Genomic DNA, 26,263 nt, shown 5'->3' with positions numbered 1-26,263 from the left:
AAAAAGGAGCGTTTATCGCTCCTTTTTTATTTTTTTATCTTTTTAAAAATGGATTAACCTTCCATTTCAAACTCTCCATCGCCATCACCTCCTCTGTTATTCTGTCTGTTATTGCGGTCATTTTTAGATTGATTGAATCTGTAAAGGAAAGAAAGCGTTACTTGCCTTCTTCGCCATTGGAATTCACTGTTAGAAGTAAAAAAATCCGTTTCTGTAAAAGACCTACGCTTTCTACTATTTAGTAAATCGCTCACATTTAAACTTACCGTGGCATTATCTTTAAAGATGTCTTTACTAAATGCCATATTCAAAGAGAAAATGCCTTCGGTTTCCGTTTGTGCGTTTTGTCTTGGTCCAAAATAGAAAGCATTGGTTTGCCAACTAATTTTAGCTGGTAAATTAACCTTAGAACCTAAACGGGTAAAGAAACTATTATTTTCTGCACCATAATCTACACCATTAAAACTACCTTCTGTAGCAAATCTAAAAAAGTTAACGCTGCTTGTAAGTCGTATCCACTTAGCAGGGTTAAGCATTACAGATGCTTCTGCACCATAACGGTTGTTTGTAGATAAATTAATAGGTATAGACCGTACAATTTCAATACCATCAGTAGTGGTTTGCCCTGTGGATTCTTGTACACGTTCAAAAGAATTGGTTTCTCTTTGGTAATACACAGATGTTGTTAAGGTTAGTTTTTTCCATCGCTTTAAATAGCCAATATCAAACGCATTAGAATAGGCAGGGTCTAAATCTGGATTCCCTTGAAAAATATTAGTTCTACTGGATCTAGATGGGAATGGGTTTATGAACCATCCTCGTGGTCTATTAATTCTACGATTGTAACCTATGGATACATTTTCTGTATCTGTAATTTCATAAACTAAATTAAGTGTAGGGAAAAGTCCCAGATACTTCTTGTCAAAATTAACATCTACATCTACACCTAATTCCTGTTCTAGTGCCTCTGGGTCAAATTCTGTATCTACTTGTCCTTTAAGCTGGGTATGTTCTAAACGTAAACCGGCTAAAACAGAAAATTTACCAAACTTATCCCCATATTGCGTATAGACTGCGTGTACATTTTCATCATACGTAAATTCGTTCGTAAGGTTTTCATTAATAACAAACTGATTTCTAGCTTGGTCTAATGAATCCAATTGATAATCGGTTATTTCTTGTTTTAAAGTGCTTCTAAATCCAGCCTCAAATTGTGCGTCTCCCATGGGTAAAACATAATCTGCCTGTATTAGATACTCGTTTTCGGTCTCTTCTTCTAATACATTTTCTAAGGCAATCAAAGCATCGTTAGGTAAGGTTTCATTTTCTTCAATCCTAGAAACGGTAGTTTGGTTGTCTCTAGAATATTGAAAGTCTGCCGTTAACTTATGGCCGTCTTCATTAAACCGGTTTACATAATTTACTGAGACTTGGTAGGTATCGCTCTCTTCTTCTTCATCTTCTTCTCTAAAAGTTTCGTTTTCTTTAGTTCCCAGGTTAAAACGTTGATTGGTATTTTCTGTGAGGTCGTTACCATCAGACCGGCGATAGAATAGGGCGGTGGTTAAAGAAGATTTGTCGTTTATAAAATATTCCGCACCTAAATTGGCATTAAAATTTTTATTAAGTCTATTGTATTCTCGGTCTTCTATAATACGGTCAAAACTACCAGAAGTGTAGGTGTTATCATAAAAAGCATTACCAGGAGCATCTCTGTAACGGTATCCCAATGTGCTAAAAATGTTTAATTTATCTGTTCTAAGATTTCCGTTTATGGTAGCTCCAGAATTGGTAGGATGCCCAATAAACACATTTGCAGAGCCGTTAAAACCCAATGTTTTTTCTCTTTTAAGAACAATGTTTAAAATTCCGGCAGTTCCTTCTGCATCATAACGGGCAGAAGGACTGGTAATAACTTCTACCTTTTCTATGGCATCTGCAGGTAATTGTTGTAGCGCCTCACTAGAGCCAAAACCCGCCAGTGCAGATGGTTTGCCATTAATTAAAATACGTACATTTTCATTACCCCGTAAACTTATTGCGCCTTCTACATCTACATCTACAGAGGGGATGTTATTAAGTGCATCTGTTATAGTAGCTCCGCTATTAGTTAAGTCTTTACCTACGTTATAGATTTTCTTATCTAATCTTACTTCTACAGTAGTTTTTTCACCGACAACTTCTACAGCTTCTAACTGATTTACATCTAGCGTAAGTCCAATTTTACCAAAGTCTTTGGAGCTAGTTATGTTTTGGTTGTTAAGTGTTACGGATTTGTACGAAATATATTCGAACTTAATATGGTAATTACCGGGGTCTATAGCTACATTAAATTTACCATCTAAGTCTGTAATACCACCTGTTACAGAATTTGAATCTTCTGCGGATTGTACTACAATAGTAGCAAATTCTAGCGGTTGGCCAGAATCTTTATCTATTACTGTTCCTGTTAAGGTTATGGATTTGTTGGTTGGTCTTTGGGCTTGGGTCAATAAACTGCTTAAAATAAAAAGCGATAGGAACAGTTTCTTCATACTAGGTTTTGGTTTTCTTTTTTTTGCGTTGTTTTCGTTTAGTTTTGGACGGATTTTCCCTCATACTTAAATACACCTCGTATTTTTCTTGGGGTAAAGCCGCTTTTAATTCCTCATCTTGCTCCTTTTGAATTTTTTCAAATTCTTCCCTCATTTTTTGAGGTTCTAGTTTCAAAATTTGGAGTTCCATACGTTTTTGAACTGCTTTTACAAAAGATGTTCTTACCACTGCCTCTTCAAACGGGTCTAAACCCATAGTCTCTTTAATCTGGGGCATTTGTTGGTCTACCACTTGTTCCGCGGTCAACTTCTCTGGTTCTTTTTCTGGGGTTTGTGCTTGCGGAATACTGCTTCTACCTCCATAACCAGAACCATATCTATTACCATAGCCATATTGAGCGTAGCTTTGGAAGCCAACGGCCATTAAAAAAAGTAGTAAAGTCTTTCTTATAAGCGTTTTCATTTGTACGGAATTTTCAAATTTAACGTTCGTGTTATGTTACATTTACTAAAGCTTTGTTAATTGGTAAAGCCCTAGGAGTTCTTTAAGGTTTTGTTAACTAGGCATCATTTTCTTTTTGCCCCATCATCATAAGGTACGATTTTAAAAAGGCATCTATATCACCATTCATCACAGCATCCACATTACCAGTCTCTTCACTAGTTCTTACATCTTTTACCAACTTATAAGGATGCATTACATAATTCCGAATTTGGGAGCCCCATTCAATCTTCATTTTAGAAGATTCAATTTCTTCTCTTGCTTCTTGCTTCTTTCTTAATTCAATCTCATACAACTGTGATTTAAGCATTTTTAAAGCGGTAGCTCTATTATCATGCTGCGATCTAGAATTAGAACAAGATATTTGTATGCCAGTAGGTTTGTGTACTAATTGTACTTTAGTTTCTACTTTGTTAACATTTTGCCCCCCAGCACCACTAGAACGTGCTGTAGTAATTTCAATTTCTGATGGGTTAACTTCTATTTCTATAGTATCATCTACTAAAGGATATACATATACGCTAGCAAAAGATGTATGCCTTTTTGCATTACTATCAAACGGAGATATACGTACGAGTCTATGTACACCATTTTCTCCTTTTAACCATCCAAAAGCAAACTCGCCTTCTATTTCTAGGGTTACCGTTTTAATACCCGCGACATCACCTTCTTGATAATTGAGTTCTTTTACTTTATAGCCATTTTTCTCTACCCACATCATATACATACGCATGAGCATGCTGGCCCAATCACAACTTTCTGTACCCCCGGCGCCAGCAGTTATTTGCAGTACTGCTGTAAGCTCATCACCTTCATCAGAAAGCATATTTTTAAACTCTAATTTTTCTATTAAAGCTTTGCTTTGCTCAAACTTGGATTCTACTTCTTTAGCATCAACTTCACCCGCTTGAAAAAATTCTAGCAATACTTCTAAATCGCCTACTAAGGTTTCTCCCTCACGGTATTCTTCCACCCACTTTTTTTTGGATTTTAAAGCTTGCATTTGTTTTTGAGCTTCTTGTGGGTTATCCCAAAATGTAGGTTCTAAGGTTTTTTCTTCCTCATTCTCTATTTCAATAAGTTTGGCATCAATGTCAAAGATACCTCCTTAACGCACCAAGGCGCTCAATAAGATCTTTTTGCTGATCTGTAGTTATCATACTTATATTTATTTAGCGCAAAAATAGCGTTTCATTGTGGCTGTACAACAATTTGCCTAATTTTAGAAATCCAAATAACTAACTCCATGCAAAAAACATTCCATTTACTTTTAGTAGCGGTACTCTTATGTAAGGTAAGTGCCGCACAAAGCTTTAAAACAACCGCAGATTACCAAAAATTCAACGGCTATTTTGATTTTTATTATGATGATGAAAAAGACAAAGTTTTCATTGCAGTAGAAAAACTGAATCAAGACTTCTTATATGTTTACTCTCTAAGTAGTGGTGTAGGGCATAATGATATAGGATTAGATAGGGGCCAATTAGGGAATGAACAAGTAGTACATTTTAAAAAAGCAGGTAATAAGTTATTATTAGTACAGCCAAATCTAACGTACAGAGCCAATACTTCAAACCTTCTAGAAAAAAGGTCTGTAGAACAAGCTTTTGCTAAATCGGTTTTATTTGGGTTTCCCATCATAGAAGAGCTTAAAGGAACTTATTTAATAGACGTGACCGACTTTTTGATGCAAGATGCGCATGGAGTTGCAGACCGTTTACAAAATAGAGGACAGGGCACGTATAAGCTAGATAAAAGCAAAAGTGCTTTTGCATTAGAAAGAACCAAGGCTTTTCCTGAAAATATTGAGTTTGATGTGCTACTAACCTTTGCAGGCAAGGCAAAAGGGAACTTAATACGTTCTGTTGCGCCGAATCCTGATTTGGTAACTGTTGCACAACACCATTCCTTTATAAAATTACCAGAACCTGGGTTTGAGCTGAGAAAATTTGACCCAAGAAGTGGTTCTTATCCTTTTACTTTCTATGATTATGCTACACCTGTGGAAGAATCTTTAGTAAAACGATACATTCCTAGACATAGGTTAGAAAAGAAAAATCCAGAAGCAGCAATGAGTGAAGCTGTGGAGCCTATAATTTATTACTTAGATAATGGTACGCCAGAACCTGTTCGTTCTGCACTTTTAGAAGGCGGGCGTTGGTGGAACCAAGCTTTCGAAGCTATAGGATACAAAAATGCATTTCAGGTCAAAATGTTGCCAGATGATGCTGACCCTATGGATGTTCGGTATAATGTGATACAATGGGTGCACCGCTCTACAAGAGGATGGAGTTATGGCGCTAGTGTACGTGATCCACGTACAGGAGAAATTATAAAAGGGCATGTAAGTTTGGGTAGTTTACGTATTCGCCAAGACTTTTTAATCGCACAAGCGCTAATGAATCAACCCTTTAAAGAAAGTGACACCAATAGTGAGCCAATGTTGCAAATGGCCATTGCGCGTATAAGACAGTTATCCGCACATGAAATTGGACATACGTTGGGTTTTGCACACAATTTTGCTGCGAGTACCAATAACCGAGCATCGGTCATGGATTATCCACATCCGTATTTAGAATTTAAAAATGGTCAAATGGATTTTAGTAATGCGTATGCCACAGGAATAGGGGAATGGGACAAGGTTACCGTAGCCTATTCTTATAGTGATTTTCCTAAAGGAACAGACGAAGGTGCTGCACTAAACAAAATTCTTGAAGATGCGACAGATAAAGGCTTACGCTATTTATCGGATCAAGATGCGAGACCAACAGGTAGTGCTAGTGGAGATGCGCATTTGTGGGATAATGGTACTGATATTCCAGAAGAGTTAAGCAGACTACTGACTGTTAGAAAACAAGCCATCTCAAATTTTTCGGAGGATAATATTAAAACTGGAGAGCCATACTCAATATTGGAAGATGTTTTTGTACCGCTCTATTTTCTACATAGATACCAAACCGAAGCTGCTGTGAAACAAGTAGGAGGAGTAGATTACAGTTACAGAGTGAAAGGCGATAATCAGGCATCGGTTAAATCAGTAGCCAAAACACAACAAGAAAAAGCACTTACAGCTGTACTGACAACTTTGAGCGCAGAAGAATTAGCTATACCAGCAGAAAAATTAGGTTTATTTGGTCCACGAAGTATAGGTTACAACCGTTCTAGGGAATCTTTTAAAAGTAAAAATGGCGTTGGTTTTGATGCTTACGGAGCTGCCGAAACTGCAGCAGACATGAGTCTTTCGCTATTATTGCATCCAGAACGTGCCAATCGTTTGGTACAGCAAAAAGCTATTGATGAGAACCAAATTGGATTGGAAGAGGTGTTGAACATGCTTGTAGCTAAAACGATTACCAGAAAAGTTAAGAATGGGTATTTACAAGAGGTACAGTTTGTAATCAATAATGCAACTTTAAAGGCAATTATGAAATTGGGAGCTTCTGAGCAAACCTATCCACAAGTTAAGGCAGTAGTCATTTCTAATCTTAGGGAGCTTAAGAAAACATTATCTGGAAAAACTAGTAATAAAATGGATGAGCTAATAGTTAATGAGATAGACCAATTTATGGCTAACCCAGATACCTATAAAAACGAATTTAATGCCCCTAAAATTCCTGATGGTTCACCTATAGGGATGGATTGTATGAATTAATACGAGTTATGGAAATAAATTTAATCAGTGATACAGTAACTAAGCCTACCGCTGAGATGATGTATGCAATGACCCATGCAGATGTAGGAGATGATGTTTTTAAAAATGACCCTACCATCAACGCTTTAGAAGCTAAGGTTGCACAGCTTTTTGGAATGGAAGCAGCCTTGTATTTTCCAAGTGGAACCATGGCTAACCAAACCGCAATTAAAATACACACCCAACCGGGAGACCAAGTTATTTGTGATAAATATGCGCATATTTTTAATTATGAGGGTGGCGGTGTGAGCTTTAATAGCGGCGCCTCTTGTAAATTGGTAGACGGCCATCGCGGTATGATGACTGCAGAACAAGTGGAAGCCGCAATCAATCCACCAGATTTTTACCACAGTCCATTAACACGTTTGGTTGCCATAGAGAATACTACTAATAAGGGAGGTGGAGCTTGTTGGGACTTTGAAGAATTAACAAGAATTAAAGCAGTTACTCAGAAGCATAATTTGGGATATCATTTAGATGGAGCTCGTTTGTGGAATGCCTTGGTTGCAAAAAAGGAAACTCCAGAACAATACGGTGCTTTATTTGATACCATTAGTGTTTGCTTAAGTAAAGGGTTGGGTTGCCCCGTGGGTTCTGTTTTAGTAGGTACAGAAGAGGCCATGCTGAAGGCATTGCGTATTCGTAAAATATTTGGTGGTGGTATGCGTCAAGCAGGATTTTTAGCTGCTGCAGGTATTTACGCTATAGATAATCATATAGAACGCCTTGCAGATGACCATAAACGAGCTAAAGAATTGGGTGAAGCGTTAAACGCTTTAAAAGTGGTAAAAAAAGTGGAGCCAGTAGAGACTAATATTGTAATTTTTGAAATTGATACCCACACCATGTCAGAAGCAGATTTTTTGGCTAAGCTTAAAGAAAATAATATAAGTATTATAGGTATGGGGCAAGGTAAATTACGTATGGTTACGCATATGGATTATACGGTAGAAATGCATACTATTACTTTAGCCATTTTAAAAACAATCTAGGCCTTTTGTAAAGCTTCTTTAAAGTTTTTAATTCCATTTTCCATGCCTGCTTCAGACAGGTATGGATTACTCGTTCCTAAAATTTTGCCTTGAGTAGATTGAAATTGAAATTGAAATTTACCGTTTGGCATAATTTTACGTTCTATTTGACGTTCGTTTGTGTTGTATTTAAATTCTTTCAAATTTTGTTGTATTTCATTTTTATCATCAAAGATTTTACTAGTAAAAAGGACTTCTCCTGAGTGGGATTTAACGAAAAATTGATAATTTCTTTCATTTTTAGTTATGATTTCTATCATCGTATCTTATAATTTAAACTTCTTGAAAAACAAGTGATTATATCGCTTCTAAATTTTAATTATTCGTAACACTTTTCTTACATTTGTTAAAAATTTATCAAAAATTGTGACTTTTTTAAGATAATGGTTTCTTACTTACAAATCGAAATTTCAATAGTTTAAAATTAATTTAACAAACACTAACAAATTATGAAAAAAGTTTTGTCTTTCGCTGCATTTTTTGCAGTTGTTGCTTTTGCTCAAGCACAGGATTTACCAGCAAATCCAGAGCCAGGTAAATGTTACGTAAGATGTACCACACCAGATGTGTATACCAATGAGACTGTAACAGTAACCGTTAAGCCTGCTTATAAAGTGCTAAAAACAGTACCAGCAACCTACAAAACAGTTACCGAACGTGTTTTAGTAAAAGAAGAAGGGAAGAAATTAGTAGTTGTACCAGCAAAATGGGGTACAGAAACAGTTTCTTATGTTTCTAAGGAAGCTGGGAGTTCTTTAAAAGTTATTCCTGCTAGCTTTGCGCCTAGTTCAGAAACTGTAGAGATTAAGCCGGCTTACGCACAATGGGAACTTGGTTCTCCTGCTCCTGATTGTGCTTCTGGTAACCCTGATGATTGCCGTTATTGGTGTTATAAAGGATATCCTGCAGAGTTTACTACGGTAAGTACTCAGGTATTATCTAACGATGCAAGCTTTGAAAGAATTAGTGGTTCTGCTAAGAATGCTAGCTATACAAAAAGAGTTATGTTAGAGCCAGCCAAAGTTGTAGAAGAAGTGATTCCAGCAGAGTACACTACAATTACTAAAACGGTTTTAGATAAGGATGCTTATACGGTAGAAGAGGTTATTCCAGCGGTAACTAAAACAGTAACTAAAGAAGTATTACAATCTAAAGGTGGTTTAACTTCTTGGAAAGAGGTTGAATGTTCTTTGGTAGAATACCAAGCTTTACCAATTAACTGGAACTTAGGTAGTGCTACTTTAACTGCAGAAGCTAAAAGAATTATAGATTCTAGATTAATGCCAGTTTTGTCTCAAAACCCAGGAGTTAAATTAGAAATTGCTTCTCACACAGATGCTAGAGGTTCTGCAACTTCTAACCAAGATTTGTCTGATAGAAGAGCAAAAGCTGTTGCAGATTACTTAATTTCTAAAGGTGTTAACTCTAGTTTATTAGTAGCTAATGGTTACGGAGAAAAGAGATTAAAGAACAGATGTGCAGATGGCGTTTCTTGTACAGAAAGAGAGCACGCTGCTAACAGAAGAACAGAGTTCAGATTAATTAACAACTAATTTAATGTTGTTTTAAAATAAAAAAGCCCTCGGGAAACCGAGGGCTTTTCTTTTGTGTAAAATCTTATTTATTACGCTTTAGAAATTCTAAATGGTATTGTACTTCTCCATTCATACTATAACCAGAATATTCATCTAAAACTTTCTCTTTAGGTGATAGAGCTACCAATAATGGAAACACACCCTTCTTATTATACTTGCTAATTAGCTTTTTATTTTTTTCAAATTCGTCTGCGGTTAATAAATCTCGGTTTCTAGGATAGTCCACATACAACAAAACATAATCCTTAGATACCTCTGCAAAATCACGAGTTTCAAATAAATCCTTTTTTAGTTGGATGCAGGGTGTACACCAGTCACTCCCAGTAAAGTAAACCAAAACATTTTTATTCGATTTTTTAGCAGCCTTTAGAGCTTTTTCATAATCGGTTTTCCAATCTAAGCTATCTTTTGATTCTACGGCTACACCATTGGTAAATAAGAGTACAACTAAGGAAAATAGTGCTACAAACTTCATTTTAATCAATTTTGTTTCTACTTAAATAACGAATCCATTCCAGGAATATTGGGCATGCCATCTTTTGCTACTGCAGCCAATTCTGTTTCATTAACCTTTGTAGCACGTGCAATTGCCTTATTAAGTGTTAAGACCAAATAATCTTCTAGTTGCTCTTTATCTGCTAATAATTCATCTGCTACTTGAATGCTTTTGAGCTCTCTATTGGCTGTAATTGTAATTTTCAACAATCCATCAGTAGACGCTTCATCTAAAAGAACCGTGTCTAATCTTTTTTTTGTCCCTTCTACTTTTTGTTGGGTTTCTTTGAGTTTACCCATCATTCCCATAATATCTCCGAACATGATTATAAATTTTTATAATGTCAAAATTAGTAAATTACCCTGCCACAATACTTTAAAACTATGTCAAAACAAATTATTCTTGTCTGTATAATCTATATTATTTTTGCAAGCTCTTGTAAAACTAAAAGTAAAGAAACAATCGTGCCAAAACCACCTATAGCAAAGAAAATAGCCAAAGAACTCGTAATGCATGAAGATGTTAGAGTAGATAATTATTATTGGCTTAATGACCGTGAGAACCCGGAGGTAATAGCGTATTTAGAAGCAGAGAATGCTTATTATTACCAAATGACTGCCCATACCATGGATTTCCAAGAAACACTTTTTGAGGAAATGAAAGGGCGTATTAAAGAAGACGATGCTTCTGTTCCCTATAAGCTAAATGGGTATTATTATATAACCCGATACGAGGTAGGGAGCGAATATCCTATTTATTCTAGAAAAAAGGGAACTTTAGATGCCGAAGAAGAAGTGCTATTTAATTGTAATATACTAGCTAAAGGGCACGATTATTTTAATTTAAGAGGTGTTTCTGTTAGTCCAGATAACAAAAAGGCTGCATTTGGTGTAGATACGGTATCTAGAAGACAGTACACCTTACAATTCAAAGATTTAGAAAGCGGAGAGATACTTGAAGAAAAAATAGAAAACACTACTGGCAGTGCAGTTTGGGCAGCAGATGATAAAACGGTTTTCTACACAAAGAAAGACCCAGTAACTCTACGTTCAGATAAGATATATCGTCATAAATTAGGAACACCTGTAACCGCGGATGTTTTGGTTTATACTGAGGATGATGACACCTACAATACTTTTGTTTATAAAACCAAGTCTAGAGATTACATTGTAATTGGTTCTGCTAGTACTATGACTACTGAATATAGATTTATTAAAGTTACTGAGCCAGAAGCTGACTTTAAGGTGTTTTCTCCTAGAGAAAGAGGGTTAGAGTACTCGATTTACCATTTTAAAAATGACTTCTACATTCTTACCAATAAGGATGGCGCAACTAACTTTAAGTTAATGAAAGCTAAGGAAGGAGCAACACATTTTACGGATTGGGAAGAGTTTATTCCACACAGGAGTGATGTATTGCTAGAAGACATAGATATTTTTAAAGATTACTATGTGCTAACAGAAAGAGAACAGGGGTTAAGTAAAATGAAAATTGTGAGATGGGATGGTACGGATAGCTATTATTTACCTTTTGATTCTGAAACGTATGTTGCTGGGCCTACCACCAATTTAGATTTTGATACTCTTAAATTTAGATATGTTTACAGTTCAATGACATCGCCCTATGCAATCATAGAGTTTGATATGTACTCTAAGGAAAAAACCATTCTTAAAGAACAGGAGGTTCTTGGCGGGCAATTCCATAAAGAAAATTACAAATCTAAACGGGTTTGGGCAACAGCCCAAGATGGTAAAAAGGTGCCTATTTCTATGGTTTATCATAAAGATACCCCTTTAGATGGGACTGCACCTCTTTTACAATATGCCTATGGTTCTTATGGATCCACCATAGATCCCTATTTTTCTACTTCAAGATTAAGTCTGTTAGACCGTGGTTTCATTTATGCAATAGCGCATATAAGAGGTGGGGAGTATTTGGGGAGACCTTGGTATGAAGACGGTAAATTGTTCACCAAGAAAAATACATTTACGGATTTTATTGATTGTTCTAAGTTTTTGATTGAAGAAAATTATACAACTACAGAACATTTGTATGCTATGGGAGGGTCAGCAGGTGGACTATTAATGGGAGCCATTGTTAACATGGCACCAGAACTTTACCACGGCGTAGTAGCACAAGTACCCTTTGTAGATGTAATCACTACTATGTTAGATGATTCTATACCCTTAACAACGGGCGAATATGATGAGTGGGGTAATCCAAATGACAAAGATTATTACACCTACATGAAATCTTATTCTCCGTACGATAATGTAACCGCAAAAGCCTATCCTAATATGTACGTAAGTACGGGTTTGCATGATTCTCAGGTGCAGTATTGGGAGCCGGCAAAATGGGTTGCTAAACTAAGAGATTTAAAAACGGATACTAACGTACTCTATTTAGACACTAATATGGAGGCTGGTCATGGTGGTGCTTCTGGGCGTTTTGAAGCCTTAAAAGAGACCGCTAAGGAGTACGCTTTTTTATTAGATTTAGAGGGAAAAATCCGATAAAAATTAAAAATACTATTTTTGCACTTGGTAAGTTTAAGACTTTCCTTTAAATGTTTTCCCTATGAGAAACCAAATTAAAGCCTACGATAGTATTTTAGACTTAGTAGGTAATACACCACTTATAAGGTTACAAAAGCTTACAGCAGATATGGCTGGTGAGTTCTTTGCCAAGGTAGAGGCATTTAACCCAGGACATTCTGCAAAGGACAGGATTGCCGCTCATATTATTGCTCAAGCCGAAAAAAATGGAATTCTTAAAAGGGGGAGCACCATAATAGAAACTACTTCTGGTAATACAGGTTTTAGCCTAGCCATGGCAAGTATGGTAAAAGGTTATGAGTGTATTTTGGCAGTAAGTTCAAAATCTTCTCCAGATAAGATAGATATGCTACGTGCTATGGGAGCAAAGGTTTATGTTTGTCCAGCTCATGTTAGTGCAGATGATCCAAGGTCTTATTATGAAGTTGCTAAACGATTACACAAGGAGACCCCTGGTTCTATCTATATTAACCAATATTTTAATGCATTAAATATAGAAGCGCACTACGCATCTACAGGTCCAGAAATTTGGGAACAAACAGCAGGTCAAATTACGCATTTAGTTGCATGTAGTGGTACTGGTGGTACTATATCTGGTACGGCACGCTTTTTAAAAGAACAAAACCCAAATATTAAAGTATTGGCAGTAGACGCCTATGGTTCTGTTTTAAAAAAGTATCACGAAACTGGGCAGTTTGACCATAATGAAGTATACCCGTACCGTATAGAAGGTTTAGGTAAAAATTTGATTCCCTCTGCCACAGATTTTAATGCTATAGACCGCTACATTAAAGTTACAGATGCAGAAAGTGCACATATGGCTCGTAAAATTGCATCAGAAGAAGGTATGTTTGTGGGGTATACTAGTGGTGCAGCGATGCAAGCTTTAATGCAGTATCACTTAGAAGGCGAATTTGACGCTCATAGCAAGGTTGTTGTTATTTTTCCAGATCATGGGTCTCGTTATATGAGTAAAATTTATAGTGATGAATGGATGGAAAATCAAGGATTTTTTGAAGGTGATAAAATGCCAAAACCAAAGGCAATAGAATATATTAAATAACAAATTTTACGCTAATAACTTAAAAGACAATGTGTTTTGCATTGTCTTTTTTGTTGGTAAAAACAAATTGCTCAGTGAGATAAAAATCATATTTTTGCAAGTAAAATCAATTTTAGGTAGATGAGGGATATTTTTGATAGAATCATTGAAAACAAAGGTCCATTAGGTAAATGGGCATCTCAAGCAGAAGGATATTTTGTATTCCCAAAATTAGAAGGTCCAATCTCTAATAGAATGAAGTTTAGAGGTAAGGATGTAATTACTTGGAGTATTAATGATTACTTAGGGTTAGCCAATCTACCTGAAATAAAGAAAGTAGATTCTGATGCGGCTTTAGAGCATGGAACTGCCTACCCTATGGGGGCTAGAATGATGAGTGGTCACACTAACTATCATGAGCAATTAGAACAAGAACTGGCCGCCTTTGTAAATAAGGAAGCATCTTATTTATTAAACTTTGGATACCAAGGGTTCATGTCTGTTATAGATGCGTTGGTTTCTAAAGATGATATTATAGTTTATGATGTAGATTGCCACGCTTGTATTATAGATGGGGTTCGTTTACACGTAGGTAAGCGTTTTACCTTTATGCATAACGATGTAGAAAGTTTAGAGAAAAACTTGGAGCGTGCTACTAAGATGGCTAATGAAACCGGTGGTGGTATTTTGGTTATTTCTGAAGGCGTTTTCGGGATGCGTGGTGAGCAAGGTAAATTAAAAGAAATTGCTGCGTTAAAAAAGAAATTTAAGTTTCGTTTATTAGTTGATGATGCTCACGGTTTTGGTACTTTAGGCAAAACAGGTGCTGGAGCGGGTGAGGAGCAAGGCGTACAAGACGATATAGATGTATACTTAGCAACTTTTGCTAAGTCTATGGCTGGTATTGGTGCATTTGTAGCAGCAGATAAAGGAATAATAGAATACTTAAAGTACAACATGCGTTCTCAAATGTTCGCTAAGTCCTTACCTATGGTGTTTGTAAAAGGGGCTTTAAAACGTTTGGACATGTTGCGTACAATGCCAGAACTTAAAGCTAAGCTTTGGGAAAACGTAAATGCGTTGCAAAGTGGTCTGAAGGAAAGAGGTTTTGATATTGGCACAACTCAAAGTTGTGTAACACCAGTATACCTTAATGGTAGTATTCCAGAGGCAATGGCCTTAGTAAAGGATTTACGTGAAAATTATGGTATCTTCTGTTCCATTGTAGTTTATCCGGTAATTCCTAAAGGATTAATTTTATTACGTTTAATTCCAACGGCTACCCATACAATGGAAGATATTAAAGAAACCTTAGATGCGTTTTCTGCAATAAGAGATAGATTAGAAAATGGTACTTACAAACGTTTATCAGCAGCTGTAGCCGCTGCAATGGGCGAATAATTCATAGAAAATAACGCTTTAGGAGTTCAACAGCTTTGCTACGATAGCTGTTGCCAAACATATTTAAATGCACTAATAGGTAGTATAATTGGTATACTTCTGTTAGTGCATTTTGATTTTTATGCGGTGGGATATTTTCATGGTAGCCTTGATAAAAGTTATTGGAAAAGCCACCAAATAGTTTGGTCATTGCTAAATCCATTTCGTTATGGCCATAATAAACAGATGGATCTATAAGATAAGGTGTGCCATTCTCATGAATTAGAATATTACCATGCCACAAATCTCCATGCAATAAAGAAGGTTTGGTGTTATCAGCTATCGTGGTCATTACTTTTTGTATATTATCCAAGTTGGGAATCTCTTCTTTTAATAGATATCCCAATTTTCTGGCTATCCCTAATTGTGGATATAAGCGTTGTAGAGCGTAGAAAGTACTCCAACTTGGGTTTATGGTGTTGTTTTGAGGTAAGTTACCAATAAAGTTATGTTCTTTTGCCCCAAAGTAGGTGGTTTCTGTTGTTGAATGTAACTGTGAAAGTTGTATACCCAAGGTATGCATAGCCTCTTGGTCCGCGTTTTTAGTGGGTATCCATTCTAATATTAGATAGGCGTTATTTTCTATTTTACCGTAGGAATGAATTGCAGGTGTTTCAATAGTATTTGTTGCTTTTATTTGATGCAATCCGTTTACTTCGGCTTTAAAATATACTTCAGCATTTTTCTCATAATTGCATTTTACTACAAAAACATCGCTTGTAGTTACTACTTTAAAAACTTGAGAAACATTACCGCCGCTTAGCGAAGTAATAGATTTAATATCGCTCTCAAAAAGCTCATAAATCCATTTCATCATACCCTAATTCAATGCTTTACGGTAGGTTCTTCTTCTTTTATGGGTAATAGGATTAAAGTGCTTCCACATTTGCCTAATGGCAGTGTTTTCTTCTAATTCTGGAGTTCTAATACAGTTTTCTACTCCTTTTTCTTTAAAAGTGTGGTAATACTCATTAAATATTATAGCAGTAATACCTTTGTTTTGATATTCTGGTCTAATGCCAATAAGGTAAAAAATGACGTCTTTGCTATTTTTTCTTGCTTGTAATAGATGGTAGAATCCAAAAGGGAAAAGTTTTCCGTTAGCTTTTTGTAAGGCTTTAGAAAAAGATGGCATTACAATGGCAAATGCAACCAGTTCATCATCTTTATCAACAACAAACTTTATATATTCTGGATTGATGAATGAAATGTATTTCTTTTTAAAATATTCTTTCTGTACATCTGTAATTTTCACAAAAGAAGACAACTTAGCATAACTCTCGTTAAACAAATCGAACATTTTATCTACCCATGGCATTATATCTTCACTCTTAGTAAAGTTTAATTCGCGCAGTTGAAATCTTCTTTTGATTAAAGTGTTGGCTTTTTCAAACAATTTAGGGTCTGCGGCGGCTGCCTTAAACTTGTTTTCTAGATATTCTTTTTCCTTTGTAAAACCATGAGCTTCGTAATGGTTTTGGTAATACGGGTGGTTATACCAAGTAATCATTGTGCCAATATGGTCAAAACCTTCTATTAAAACACCAACTTTATCTAAATTGGTAAAACCAACAGGTCCTTCCATGTAATCTAAGGCGTTTTCTGCTCCTATGCTCGCTACTTTTTGTAATAATGCTTTGGAAACTTCTAAATCATCAACAAAATCAAACCATCCAAAACGCATTTTTTTAAGTCCTTGCTCTTTGACCTCTAACCAGTTAATAATTGCGGCAACTCTACCCACAATTTTATTTTCTTTATAAGCTAAGAAAAAGCGTGCTTCTGCATTAGCAAAAACAGGGTTTTTAGTTTGGTCAAAAGTTTCTAGTTCGTCCTTAATAATTGGTGGAACCCAGTAGGGATTGTTTTTGTAGAGTGAAAATGGAAATTTCACAAAAGCCTTTAAGCCTGCTTTATTGGTAACCTCTTTTATGCTAATCATTCTGCGTATAAATAACTACGCAATATTAACAAATATTAAAAGGAGTACTAAGCAAATAAGTCTTAGAAATCTAACTTATCTTTCTTGTTTTTCTTTTTCTTAGATTTCATACTACCTTTTTTAATTTTATTTTTTGGCTTCTGCTTGTTGATAGGCACTAATTTATCTTTATGAAAATCTAAACGGTAAGATAGCCCTGTTCTACCAAAAAGGCGCATTGGCGTGTCTTTTAGGCTCCCACCAAGACTAAAATCTACCTGAAAATTTGGGCTAAACAAATGAGCAATGCCAGTACGGAGTAATAGGTCAGAATGCCTGTCGCTCTTAATACCTTGGTGCTCTACAAAAATACTCCACTTTGGGTTTCTAAAAGCTCTAGAGTATGATATAGCGTAGCTTAATTCTGGAAAATCTGTAGTTATGCGGTCGTAAGCAATATTGGTAATCAACACTTGCTTAGGACTAAGCCTACTCTGCGTGGCAATCATACCTCTATAGCTTATGGTGCCATCTTCAGGATAAAAAGGATTGTCTCCTAAATTAAATGTGGCTCCTGCAAATAAGGAAACTGCTGGTATTAAATTTTTTAGTTGAAATTTATTGTTTGCTCTCCAACTATAAATATTGGGTTTATTAGCTTCTGGATTTTTGTAAGGATCAAATATTAAATATTTAATTCCCAATCTATTTCTGGTAAAATCTGAACGTGTTTCTTCAAAATCAAAATTCTCATAAGTTATAGCCTCTTTTACATATGTCCCTTCGTATATAAGTTCTAATTGTTCAAATAAAACCCCATACCTAAGCGCTATTTCGCCTCCTAATCTGCTACCATTGGTATTTAGTAGGGAGTGGTCTCTTCTTTCATATAAAAATCCAGCTTCTCCTTGCACAACTCCGGTACCCACGGAGTAGGCGCTTACCGCAATACCTGGCCTATTAGAATTAATAACATCTGTGTATTGGGCATTTATAAAAAATGGAATGCTTACTAAAATGAAAATGAATTTGTAAGGTAATTGGGCCATAGCCAGAGTTTTAATACTATTTTATGAAACGAATACCGATAAACTGATACTAACAATGTAATTTTGATGCAATAGCGAGATACTATGGTTTTATTACAAACGATTTTAATCCTTATTATCGTATACTACGGGATAAAATTCCTTCTAAAATTATTTATGCCAAACATTATACGGTATGCCTCTAAAAAGGCAGAAGAAAAGTTTGGACAACAGTTTGGAGGATTTCAACAACGGACAGCAGAACACCAAGAAGAGGGTAAAACAACCGTCTATAAAAAATCCAATACAAAGAGTAACCCTTCAAAAAAAGTTGGAGAATATATAGAATTTGAAGAAATTGAGTGATCTTTAGCCACTCAAAATATAATTGATGAAGCTTTCTACCAAAGCATTTTTTACGCATTTAGCTGTTCTTCTGTTTTTTATGATAGCCGCACTGGTCTATTTTTATCCTGTTATACAAGGTAAAGGTATTTTTCAGTCAGACATAGCCCAATACAAGGGCATGGCCCAAGAAAGAAATTCCTTTAAAGAAAATACAGGCGAAGAATCTTATTGGACAAATAGTGCTTTTGGTGGCATGCCAACGTACCAATTAGGCGCTAACTATCCGCACGATTACGTTAAAAAATTAGACCGATTAATTCGGTTTTTACCAAGGCCAGCAGACTATCTATTCCTTTATTTTATAGGTTTTTACATTTTAATGTTAAGTCTTAAGGTAGATTATAGGCTTGCAATTTTAGGTAGCTTAGCCTTTGGTCTATCTACCTACTATATAATTATCCTAGGTGTAGGGCACAATGCTAAAGCCCATGCCATAGCCTATTTGCCTATGTTATTAGGTGGGATAGTATTGGTTTTTAGAAAAAAGTATGTCTTAGGATTTATTGTTACAGCCTTGGCAATGGCCTTAGAAATAAGTGCTAACCATTACCAAATGACCTATTATTTCATGTTATTGGTTCTTATTCTGGGCGTAGTGCAATTGGTGTATGCTATTATAGATAAAAAGTTAACGCATTTTTTTATATCTGTTGGCTTATTGATTGTAGCTGTTATTTTAGGTATTGCCACCAATGCTACAGGTTTAATGGCTACAAAAGAATATGCAGATTGGAGTACTAGAGGAGAGTCTAATTTAACCATTAATCCGGATGGTAGCCCTAAAGCCACAACCTCTGGCTTAGATACAGATTATATAACACAATACAGTTATGGAATAACGGAGTCTTTAGATTTATTTGTTCCTAGAATGTTTGGGGGTTCTAACAGTGAAAAATTGGGAAAACAATCCAACACCTATGATTTTTTAACTTCTCAAGGTCTTTCTTCCTCTAGGGCACTGGAATTCTCAGAAAATTTGCCTTTATATTGGGGAGATCAACCTATTGTTGCTGGTCCTGCCTATCTTGGAGCTGTTGTTTTATTTCTATTTTTCATTGGCTTAATTCTAGTTAAAGGAAAACGTAAGTGGTGGTTGCTTGCTGGCGTAGTTGTGGCTCTGGTTTTATCTTGGGGGAAGAATTTTTCTGTACTTACAGACTTTATGATTGCCAATTTCCCAATGTACAATAAGTTTAGAGCGGTATCGTCAATACAGGTAATAGTGGAATTATGTGTGCCAGTTTTAGCCATTTTAGGGTTAAAACAACTATTCCGGAAAAAGGTTACTTTATCGCAAAAATTAAATGCTGTAATATGGTCTGGAGTAATATCCCTTGGGTTAATTGTTATCATCTTTTTTTTAAAAGGGACGTTTTCATTCGAAAGCCTAAATGATGGAAATTATCTACGGTATTACGGGGAAGAATTAATGGCCCTTATTCGTTCCGATAGAGAGGCTGTCTATGTAAATGATACCCTAAGAACATTACTGTTGTGTTCTCTAACTTTTGTATTGTTGTTTCTGTATGCAAAAGGGAAGTTGAATAAAAATTTTACCATCGTAGCCCTAGGCGTACTAGTAGTAGTGGATTTAGGTGGAGTTGCCAAACGCTATGTAGATGCGGATGATTTTGTTAGTATGAGGCAAATTAATAGACCCTTTAAAGCCACTGATTTAGATAAGCAAATTCAACAAGACCCTGAAATATTTAGAGTATTTGACCCAAAAGAAGGATTAAATGGGGCTAGGACTTCTTTCTTTCATAAGTCTTTAGGAGGGTATCATGCAGCAAAACCCAAACGGATTCAAGATTTATTCGAGTTTCATTTATACAACAATAATGTTGAAGTCTTGAATATGTTAAATGCTAAATATATTATTCAAGAAGATGAAGAGGGTAGGAGTTTCCCTGCTGTAAATCCAGATGCTAACGGGCCAGCATGGTTTGTACAAGAATTAGTACCAGTAACATCAGAAAATGAAGAAATTAAAGCGTTAGATGGGATAGATACCAAAACCACGGCGGTTTACAATGCTTCCAAGTTCAAAATTGATAGAAATGCCTTTGTGAAAGATTCAACAGCTAAAGTGGCTATCAAGGATTATAGACCTAATCTCATCACCTATAATACCAATAGTGAAAAAGATGGTTTTATAGTTTTTTCTGAAATGTATTATGCTGATGGGTGGAATGCTTATCTAGATGATAACCTAGCTCCACACATAAAAGTGAATTATGCCTTGCGTGGTATGGCTATACCTACTGGTGCTCATACTATTACTTTTAAGTTTGAACCAGGGGTAATTAAAAAAGGAAGTACCATTGCATTAATTAGCAATATTTTACTAGGCTTAATAATAATATGTGGTTTAGGCTTTTTACTAAAACCTAAACGGGATAAAGCAGTTGCTTAATGCAAAAGGTGCTAATTATTGCCTACTATTGGCCTCCTGCAGGAGGGCCCGGAGTACAGCGATGGCTCAACTTTGTAAAGTATTTACCAGAGTTTGGAATTGAACCAATTGTCTATGTTCCGGAGAACCCTACTTATCCTATACAAGATGAAAGACTAGCAGCAGATATACCAAAAGAAGTTACCATTTTAAAACAACCCATTTTTGAGCCGTATGGTTTAGCTGCACTTTTTGGAAAAAAACAAACCAAGCAAATCAGTTTTGGTCTTATTCCTAAGCAAAAGAAACAAACCTTTTTAGAACGACTTTTACTGTGGATACGTGGTAATTTATTTATTCCAGATGCGCGTAAATTTTGGGTAAAACCTTCTGTAAAATATTTAACAGGGATTATAAAACAGCAACAGATTACAACTTTAATTACTACAGGACCGCCACATAGTGTTCATCTTATAGGTCAAAAACTAAAGCGTAAATCTGGCGTTACTTGGTGGGCAGATTTTAGAGACCCATGGACCACAATTGGTTATCATAAAAAGTTAAAGCTTACTAGATTGGCAGCCAATCAACATAAGCGTTTGGAACGGCAAATATTACTTGCCGCAGATGGTCTTTTGGTAACTAGTGATAAAACCAAGCTTGAATTTCAAAACATGACTAAAACACCCATTCATGTTCTAACAAATGGGTACGAAATAGAGCCGAAACCAACAATTTTGGACCAAAAATTTACACTTGCGCATATAGGTTCCTTATTAACAGATAGGAACCCAATAGCATTATGGCAAGCATTGTCTGAGTTGGTGAAAGAAAACTATCATTTTGCCCAAGAATTACAACTTAACTTAATTGGAGTAGTGGGGGAAGATATAAAAGATAGCCTTGCATTTTATCAATTAGAGGATTACGTAACGTATTTAGGCTATTTAGGACATGAGGAGGTATTGGAACATCAAGCTAAATCTCAAGTGCTATTACTATTAGAAATAGATTCACCAGAAACTCAGGGAATCATTCCAGGTAAATTATTTGAATATTTAATTGCAAAACGTCCTATTCTTGCCATCGGACCTAAATACTGGGAGGCTGGTGAGCGAGTTGAAAGGCACCAAGCTGGTAGGTACCATATCGCTACAGATAAAGATGGTATAAAAGAAAATTTAGTACTTTGGTTTAATGCATTTCAAAACCAGTCTTTAGAAGTGAATCCTATAAATATTGCACAATACCACAGAAAAGCGCTAACCAAAAGATTAGCACAATTACTAGCATGGGCATAGTTCTAAGACAGTCTTTTAAAAATACCTTGATAACCTATATGGGGTTTGGAATTGGAGCCATTAACATTCTTTTTTTGTATACGCATATACTGTCCGATACGTATTTTGGTCTAGTAAATTTTATATTAGCTACAGCGGCGATTTTAATGCCCTTATTAGCTTTTGGTGTACATAACACCTTAGTTAAATTTTATACAGCACAAGAAGAAGCAGAAAAGGACGGCTTTTTAACACTTATGCTTTTAAGTCCATTGCTGAGTAGCATCCCATTAGCATCGCTGGTATATTTATTTTATGATTCACTAGCTGTTTACTTATCACAAAAAAATATTCTAGTTAAGGATTATATCTGGTATCTTTTTTTAGTTGGTTTTGGCATGGCTTATTTTGAGGTGTTTTATGCGTGGTGTAAGGTGTTTTTAAAGTCGGTTTTTGGTAATTTTATGAAAGAAGTTTTTGCCAGACTTTGTGTGTTGATACTCTTACTTTTCTTGTATTATAATTGGATATCCGTAGCTGTATTTTTAAAAGGATTGGTAGGGATTTACCTTTTAAGGTCTTTGATAATGATGTTCTATGCGTACTCCTTACGTAAACCTAAATTAAGCGTAAGATTCCCTAAAGCTACGAAAGAAATCATGAGCTACAGTATGCTCATTATTTTAGGTGGTTCTGCATCTTTAGTGCTTTTAGAGATTGATAAGTTTATGATTAATCAATTTAAGACCATTGAAAATGTTGCTTATTATAGTGTGGCAGTTTTTATTGCAACGGTAATTATTGTACCCTCTAGGGCTATGCATCAAATAACATATCCATTAACGGCTACCCTAATTAACACTAACGATACAAAAGAGTTGAATGTTCTTTATAAGAAATCTTCTCTGACCTTGCTTATCGCTTCTGGTTTATTGTTTTTGCTTATTGTTTTAAATTTAAATGAGCTTTACCAATTATTACCAGAGGAGTATGCAAAAGGTTTTTCTATTGTTTTTATAATAGGATTAGCTAAGGTATTAGAATCTTCTGGTGGAAATATCAATTCTATACTATACAATTCTCAGTACTATAAATCGGTATTAGTAATCGGAGTTTTACTGGCCATAGCTACTATTCTTCTCAATTTATGGCTTATTCCAAAGTATGGAATATATGGTGCAGCTCTGGCAAGTTTTATAGCCCTATTTATTTTCAATGTTGTAAAAGTATTATTTGTAAAATGGAAATTACAGCTGTGGCCATACAGTATAGCAATTTTAAAAACCCTTATCCTATTAGTTGTTTTAGGAGCAGCTTTTAGTGTAGTAATCTTACCGTGGCATCCTATTTTGGCAATTTTAGTCAAATCAATTGCCATTATCGTATCTTATGTAAGTGCGCTTTATCTTTTTAAAATTTCTGAAGATATCACAGCGCTATTACAGAAGTTGTTTGTTAGAAAATAAAAAAAGGCCCCACATAGATAAATCTAATGCGGAGCCAAACAACTAACCAACCTAAAAACTAATTCTTATAATCGTCCTCTTGTACTTCTAGTACTAGTAGTACTTCTTCTAGAGGTATTGCTTCTTACAGGTGTGCTTTTTCTTGATACGGTTGTACTTCTGCTCACTGTTGCTCTTTTACCGTTGTTAGTACTTTTTCTTATAGTTGTACTTCTATTAACTGTAGCGCTGTTGCCCTTAGTTACCCTAGTATTTGGTTTCTTATACGTTGTACTACGCTGAGTTACCGTTCTGCTACTTGGCGTTCTTGTAACTTCTCTTTTTGTTACCGTAGTGCTTCTAGGAGTCCTAGTCACAGTTCTTTGAGTAACTTGTGGACTTCTAGAATTACTTCTACTTTGAACACTATTTCTTCTGTTAGAAGAGGCATTATTGTTTCTGGCAACTTCGGACCTTCTATCAGTATTTCTCACCGCATTGGATGATTTTCTAGAATAGCCTTGGTTACTAGTACGTGCTATTGTGCTTCTTCTACTATAATCCTTGCTACTTCTACCATAATCGGCGGACCTTCTTATACTTCTGTTATCTCTTACAACTACGCGCTTATCGTTTCTGTAGATATTATCTCTTCTACCTTTATTATATCTGTACTCTCTACCTACATTAGCGTAGACTCTTCTGTTGTTATTTCTGTATGGACGGTACCAAGTATATCTTACAGGAGTGTAGTATCTTCTATATGGTCTGGTGTATACATTGCAAAACCCTACTGCAGGTCTAGCAAAATACCGGTGAAATGGTCTATACACATAACCTCTGTTGTATACGTTAATAAATCCAGTATAATGACTGATAACACCTCCGTTGTAGTAAATATTTAGCCCGCCTACACGTCTAACTCTGTTATTTCTATACCAAACATCTACGTCTCCAATTTGGGTAACTCTACCATAATAGTCATAAAATATGGGAACATTCTCTACTTGAATTACCGCTCCATAATCGTCATACTGTACAAAAGGATTATAATCCCAACCAGAATTAAAGGTTATACCCACATTCCCGACGCGTGCACCCACCCCTACATTAACTCTATTGTCTATGTAAAAATCAAATTCACCATCAGGATATACAGAAAAGGTAATACCACCTTCTGTAAAAATAAATGAGTTGCCGTATGCATAAGACCTTACTGCTGTGCTCTCTTTTGTTGTAGTGGCAAAAGAACTACCAGTTCCTAAAACCACCGCTACCAATAATAGTACTAACTTTTTCATACGCTCTGATTTAAGTTTTGAATGCAACTATTTACATCCTGATTTAAACTTACCAAACAGCGTGCCAAAAAATATATCTTTACTTAAATAGCTGAATTGTAGTGTTTTGTATTTTTTGTTTTCTTGGAAGAATATCATTTTAAAAAAATAGGACAAAGTAATTTCAGGGTTCACCAGCTAACACCAGCACCACCACCGCCAGAACTACCCCCACCAAAACTGGAGCTAGAACTAGAACTTGAACTAAAAGAGCTAGAAGAAGAAGAACTGTTAGACTCTTGTTTTTGGGGAATAATTATTTCTTTTTCTTCTGTATAGTTGCAGTTCTTACACAGATAATGCTCTACTTTTAAACCATCACTCGAGTAGGTTGCAGCACTTATATAATCTGTGCGGTCTAATCCAAATGTTCTAAAGGAACATTTTTTACAGTTACTGTATTTGGTGTAGGCTTTTCCTGGATATTTTAATATTCTTATATCAGAGTGGTCTTTTACTATCCAAACATCATAATCTTGAGATTGTATTTCTTCTTCTACTAATTGATGCTTCTCTAAAAAATCTATCTCATCATAATTGTTTAATAACACCATAGGTTTGCCGTTAACTTTACTATATCTGGGTGCTTTACGGTAGTGTGCTAGTCTTCTTTTTGCCATTCTGTGGTAGAAAAATAGCGGTAACGGAAATAGAAATTGCAGACAGCCAGCTTTGGCATCGTCTAAACGCAAATACTTATCGTAATAATCGTCTTGCGAATTATGTATGGTATAAGCTTTAGTATAAAAATAGAGGGCTAATAAAATGGAAATTATTAAATAGCTTATAAGTAAAGGGATAATCCATTTTTTTGACACACTGCTAGTCGATTGAATAGAGGTATTTGTGTCATAGATTTCTTGAACGCTTTCTGGATGTCTAATAATCTCAGTAATACGGTCAGTTGCACGCATTAAACCCAATCCAAAATAACCATTTCTAAAAAGAGGAACTATTTCTTGTGTACCAATACGATAACAAATAGCATCAGTTAAATAAGGCTCTAAACCATAACCTACTTCAAATTCTGTCCGTCTTTGGTCCATTACTGTAAGGATGAGTAAACCGTTGTCTGTTTTTTCCTTACCAATTTTCCAAGTATTGAATAACGAAACCGCAAATTCTTTAGGTATTTCGTTTCCTATACTAGGCAGAAATACAATAGTAACTTCTGCAGTTGTTTCTTGTTCTAAATGGTACAGCTCTTGGTTTAAATAGCGTTCTTCAGTTTCTGAGATATAGTCCAAGGGGTCAGACACATAACCAAAAATTCCAGTTCCCCTAGGGGAGGGTACTTCTGTTACAGTGTAAATGGATTTAGGCATTCCATAATTAGGAGCAATAAATTCAGGATAATTTAAAATTTCTGAATTTGTAGCTCCATCAAAATTTATGGACAAGGAGTCTGGTTGCGCTACTTCTATCTCTAAAGATTTTAAAATAGAATCCTTAAGTACCTTTACGCTAGTCTCTTTCTGAGAAAAAACGCAACTGATGAAAAAGAATAGTACCCCTAAAGAAAAGAACTGAGTTTTAAATTTTATCATATTCAGTTCATAA

General features: G+C 35.6%; 21 protein-coding genes. 10 read left to right on the top strand and 11 right to left on the bottom strand.

The window, feature by feature from the left end; translation table 11 throughout:
* Positions 1–53: 53 nt before the first annotated feature.
* The 3 genes from FBT53_RS04845 to prfB all read right to left on the bottom strand — a co-directional run bounded on the left by FBT53_RS04845 (position 54) and on the right by prfB (position 4,196).
* Positions 54–2,534: a TonB-dependent receptor domain-containing protein gene (locus FBT53_RS04845; protein WP_136950035.1), complete on the bottom strand. Its 2,481-nt coding sequence runs from the start codon at positions 2,532–2,534 to the stop codon at positions 54–56.
* A gap of 1 nt (position 2,535) precedes the next feature.
* Positions 2,536–2,997, bottom strand: a complete 462-nt coding sequence (locus tag FBT53_RS04840) for a hypothetical protein (RefSeq protein WP_136950034.1) — start codon at positions 2,995–2,997, stop codon at positions 2,536–2,538.
* 97 nt (positions 2,998–3,094) lie between these two features.
* Positions 3,095–4,196 (bottom strand): peptide chain release factor 2 gene (gene prfB / locus FBT53_RS04835; protein ID WP_136950033.1). Its coding sequence is split into 2 segments (ribosomal slippage): positions 3,095–4,132 and positions 4,134–4,196, totalling 1,101 coding nucleotides; the frame shifts between segments, so codons are not numbered across the junction.
* A gap of 86 nt (positions 4,197–4,282) precedes the next feature.
* On the opposite strand from prfB, the gene FBT53_RS04830 reads away from it, so the two are divergent.
* A complete protein-coding gene (locus FBT53_RS04830) occupies positions 4,283–6,688 on the top strand; it encodes a zinc-dependent metalloprotease (RefSeq protein WP_136950032.1) in 2,406 nt (801 codons plus the stop codon).
* 8 nt (positions 6,689–6,696) lie between these two features.
* Positions 6,697–7,719 (top strand): low specificity L-threonine aldolase, encoded by a 1,023-nt coding sequence (locus FBT53_RS04825; protein WP_136950031.1) that lies wholly within the window; start codon positions 6,697–6,699, stop codon positions 7,717–7,719.
* Here FBT53_RS04825 and FBT53_RS04820 read toward each other — a convergent pair.
* Entirely contained in the window at positions 7,716–8,018 is a 303-nt protein-coding gene (locus FBT53_RS04820) for a DUF1508 domain-containing protein (RefSeq protein ID WP_136950030.1), read from the bottom strand. The two genes, FBT53_RS04825 and FBT53_RS04820, sit on opposite strands and share 4 nt — an antisense overlap.
* A gap of 189 nt (positions 8,019–8,207) precedes the next feature.
* Here FBT53_RS04820 and FBT53_RS04815 point away from each other — a divergent pair, with 189 nt between their 5' ends.
* Positions 8,208–9,311, top strand: coding sequence for an OmpA family protein (locus tag FBT53_RS04815; RefSeq protein ID WP_136950029.1), 1,104 nt, complete (start codon positions 8,208–8,210; stop codon positions 9,309–9,311).
* 64 nt (positions 9,312–9,375) lie between these two features.
* Here FBT53_RS04815 and FBT53_RS04810 read toward each other — a convergent pair whose 3' ends face one another.
* A complete protein-coding gene (locus FBT53_RS04810; protein WP_136950028.1) occupies positions 9,376–9,828 on the bottom strand; it encodes a thioredoxin family protein in 453 nt (150 codons plus the stop codon).
* A 17-nt stretch (positions 9,829–9,845) separates the two neighbouring features.
* On the bottom strand, positions 9,846–10,172 hold the full coding sequence (locus tag FBT53_RS04805) for a YbaB/EbfC family nucleoid-associated protein (RefSeq protein WP_136950027.1): 327 nt from the start codon (positions 10,170–10,172) through the stop codon (positions 9,846–9,848).
* 60 nt (positions 10,173–10,232) lie between these two features.
* On the opposite strand from FBT53_RS04805, the gene FBT53_RS04800 reads away from it, so the two are divergent.
* The 3 genes from FBT53_RS04800 (at position 10,233) to FBT53_RS04790 (ending at position 14,847) form a co-directional block, all read left to right on the top strand.
* The gene (locus FBT53_RS04800; RefSeq protein WP_136950026.1) at positions 10,233–12,365 is read left to right on the top strand and encodes a S9 family peptidase; all 2,133 of its coding nucleotides are present in this window, start codon (positions 10,233–10,235) and stop codon (positions 12,363–12,365) included.
* A gap of 61 nt (positions 12,366–12,426) precedes the next feature.
* Positions 12,427–13,467, top strand: coding sequence for a PLP-dependent cysteine synthase family protein (locus tag FBT53_RS04795; protein WP_136950025.1), 1,041 nt, complete (start codon positions 12,427–12,429; stop codon positions 13,465–13,467).
* Between the two features lie 120 nt (positions 13,468–13,587).
* Entirely contained in the window at positions 13,588–14,847 is a 1,260-nt protein-coding gene (locus FBT53_RS04790) for an aminotransferase class I/II-fold pyridoxal phosphate-dependent enzyme (protein WP_136950024.1), read from the top strand.
* Between the two features lies 1 nt (position 14,848).
* Here the strand turns inward: FBT53_RS04790 and FBT53_RS04785 are convergent, their stop codons facing one another.
* From FBT53_RS04785 to FBT53_RS04775, 3 genes are all read right to left on the bottom strand, one after another.
* Entirely contained in the window at positions 14,849–15,703 is an 855-nt protein-coding gene (locus FBT53_RS04785; RefSeq protein WP_136950023.1) for a fructosamine kinase family protein, read from the bottom strand.
* A gap of 3 nt (positions 15,704–15,706) precedes the next feature.
* The gene (locus FBT53_RS04780; protein WP_136950022.1) at positions 15,707–16,828 is read right to left on the bottom strand and encodes a GNAT family N-acetyltransferase; all 1,122 of its coding nucleotides are present in this window, start codon (positions 16,826–16,828) and stop codon (positions 15,707–15,709) included.
* A gap of 62 nt (positions 16,829–16,890) precedes the next feature.
* Positions 16,891–17,856 (bottom strand): transporter, encoded by a 966-nt coding sequence (locus FBT53_RS04775; RefSeq protein ID WP_136950021.1) that lies wholly within the window; start codon positions 17,854–17,856, stop codon positions 16,891–16,893.
* Positions 17,857–17,940: 84 nt separating this feature from the next.
* Here FBT53_RS04775 and FBT53_RS04770 point away from each other — a divergent pair, with 84 nt between their 5' ends.
* From FBT53_RS04770 to FBT53_RS04755, 4 genes are read left to right on the top strand one after another with little or no spacing between them, the layout of a single operon-like run.
* Entirely contained in the window at positions 17,941–18,201 is a 261-nt protein-coding gene (locus tag FBT53_RS04770; protein ID WP_136950020.1) for a DUF4834 family protein, read from the top strand.
* 25 nt (positions 18,202–18,226) lie between these two features.
* A complete protein-coding gene (locus FBT53_RS04765) occupies positions 18,227–20,659 on the top strand; it encodes a YfhO family protein (protein ID WP_136950019.1) in 2,433 nt (810 codons plus the stop codon).
* The gene (locus FBT53_RS04760; RefSeq protein ID WP_136950018.1) at positions 20,659–21,939 is read left to right on the top strand and encodes a glycosyltransferase family 4 protein; all 1,281 of its coding nucleotides are present in this window, start codon (positions 20,659–20,661) and stop codon (positions 21,937–21,939) included. Before FBT53_RS04765 ends, FBT53_RS04760 begins: the two co-directional genes overlap by 1 nt.
* A complete protein-coding gene (locus FBT53_RS04755) occupies positions 21,930–23,384 on the top strand; it encodes an oligosaccharide flippase family protein (protein WP_136950017.1) in 1,455 nt (484 codons plus the stop codon). The genes FBT53_RS04760 and FBT53_RS04755 overlap by 10 nt, the downstream gene beginning before the upstream one ends.
* Before the next feature lie 65 nt (positions 23,385–23,449).
* On the opposite strand, the gene FBT53_RS04750 is transcribed toward FBT53_RS04755, so the two are convergent.
* Together FBT53_RS04750 and FBT53_RS16215 are read right to left on the bottom strand one after the other, a co-directional pair.
* On the bottom strand, positions 23,450–24,664 hold the full coding sequence (locus FBT53_RS04750) for a hypothetical protein (protein WP_136950016.1): 1,215 nt from the start codon (positions 24,662–24,664) through the stop codon (positions 23,450–23,452).
* Between the two features lie 170 nt (positions 24,665–24,834).
* Positions 24,835–26,250, bottom strand: a complete 1,416-nt coding sequence (locus tag FBT53_RS16215; RefSeq protein ID WP_136950015.1) for a YgcG family protein — start codon at positions 26,248–26,250, stop codon at positions 24,835–24,837.
* Between the last annotated feature and the right edge of the window lie 13 nt (positions 26,251–26,263).

It is taken from the genome of Flavobacterium sp. ASW18X (assembly GCF_005144745.1).
GTDB lineage: Bacteria > Bacteroidota > Bacteroidia > Flavobacteriales > Flavobacteriaceae > Croceivirga.
This window is presented reverse-complemented; position numbering and strand designations above follow the sequence as displayed.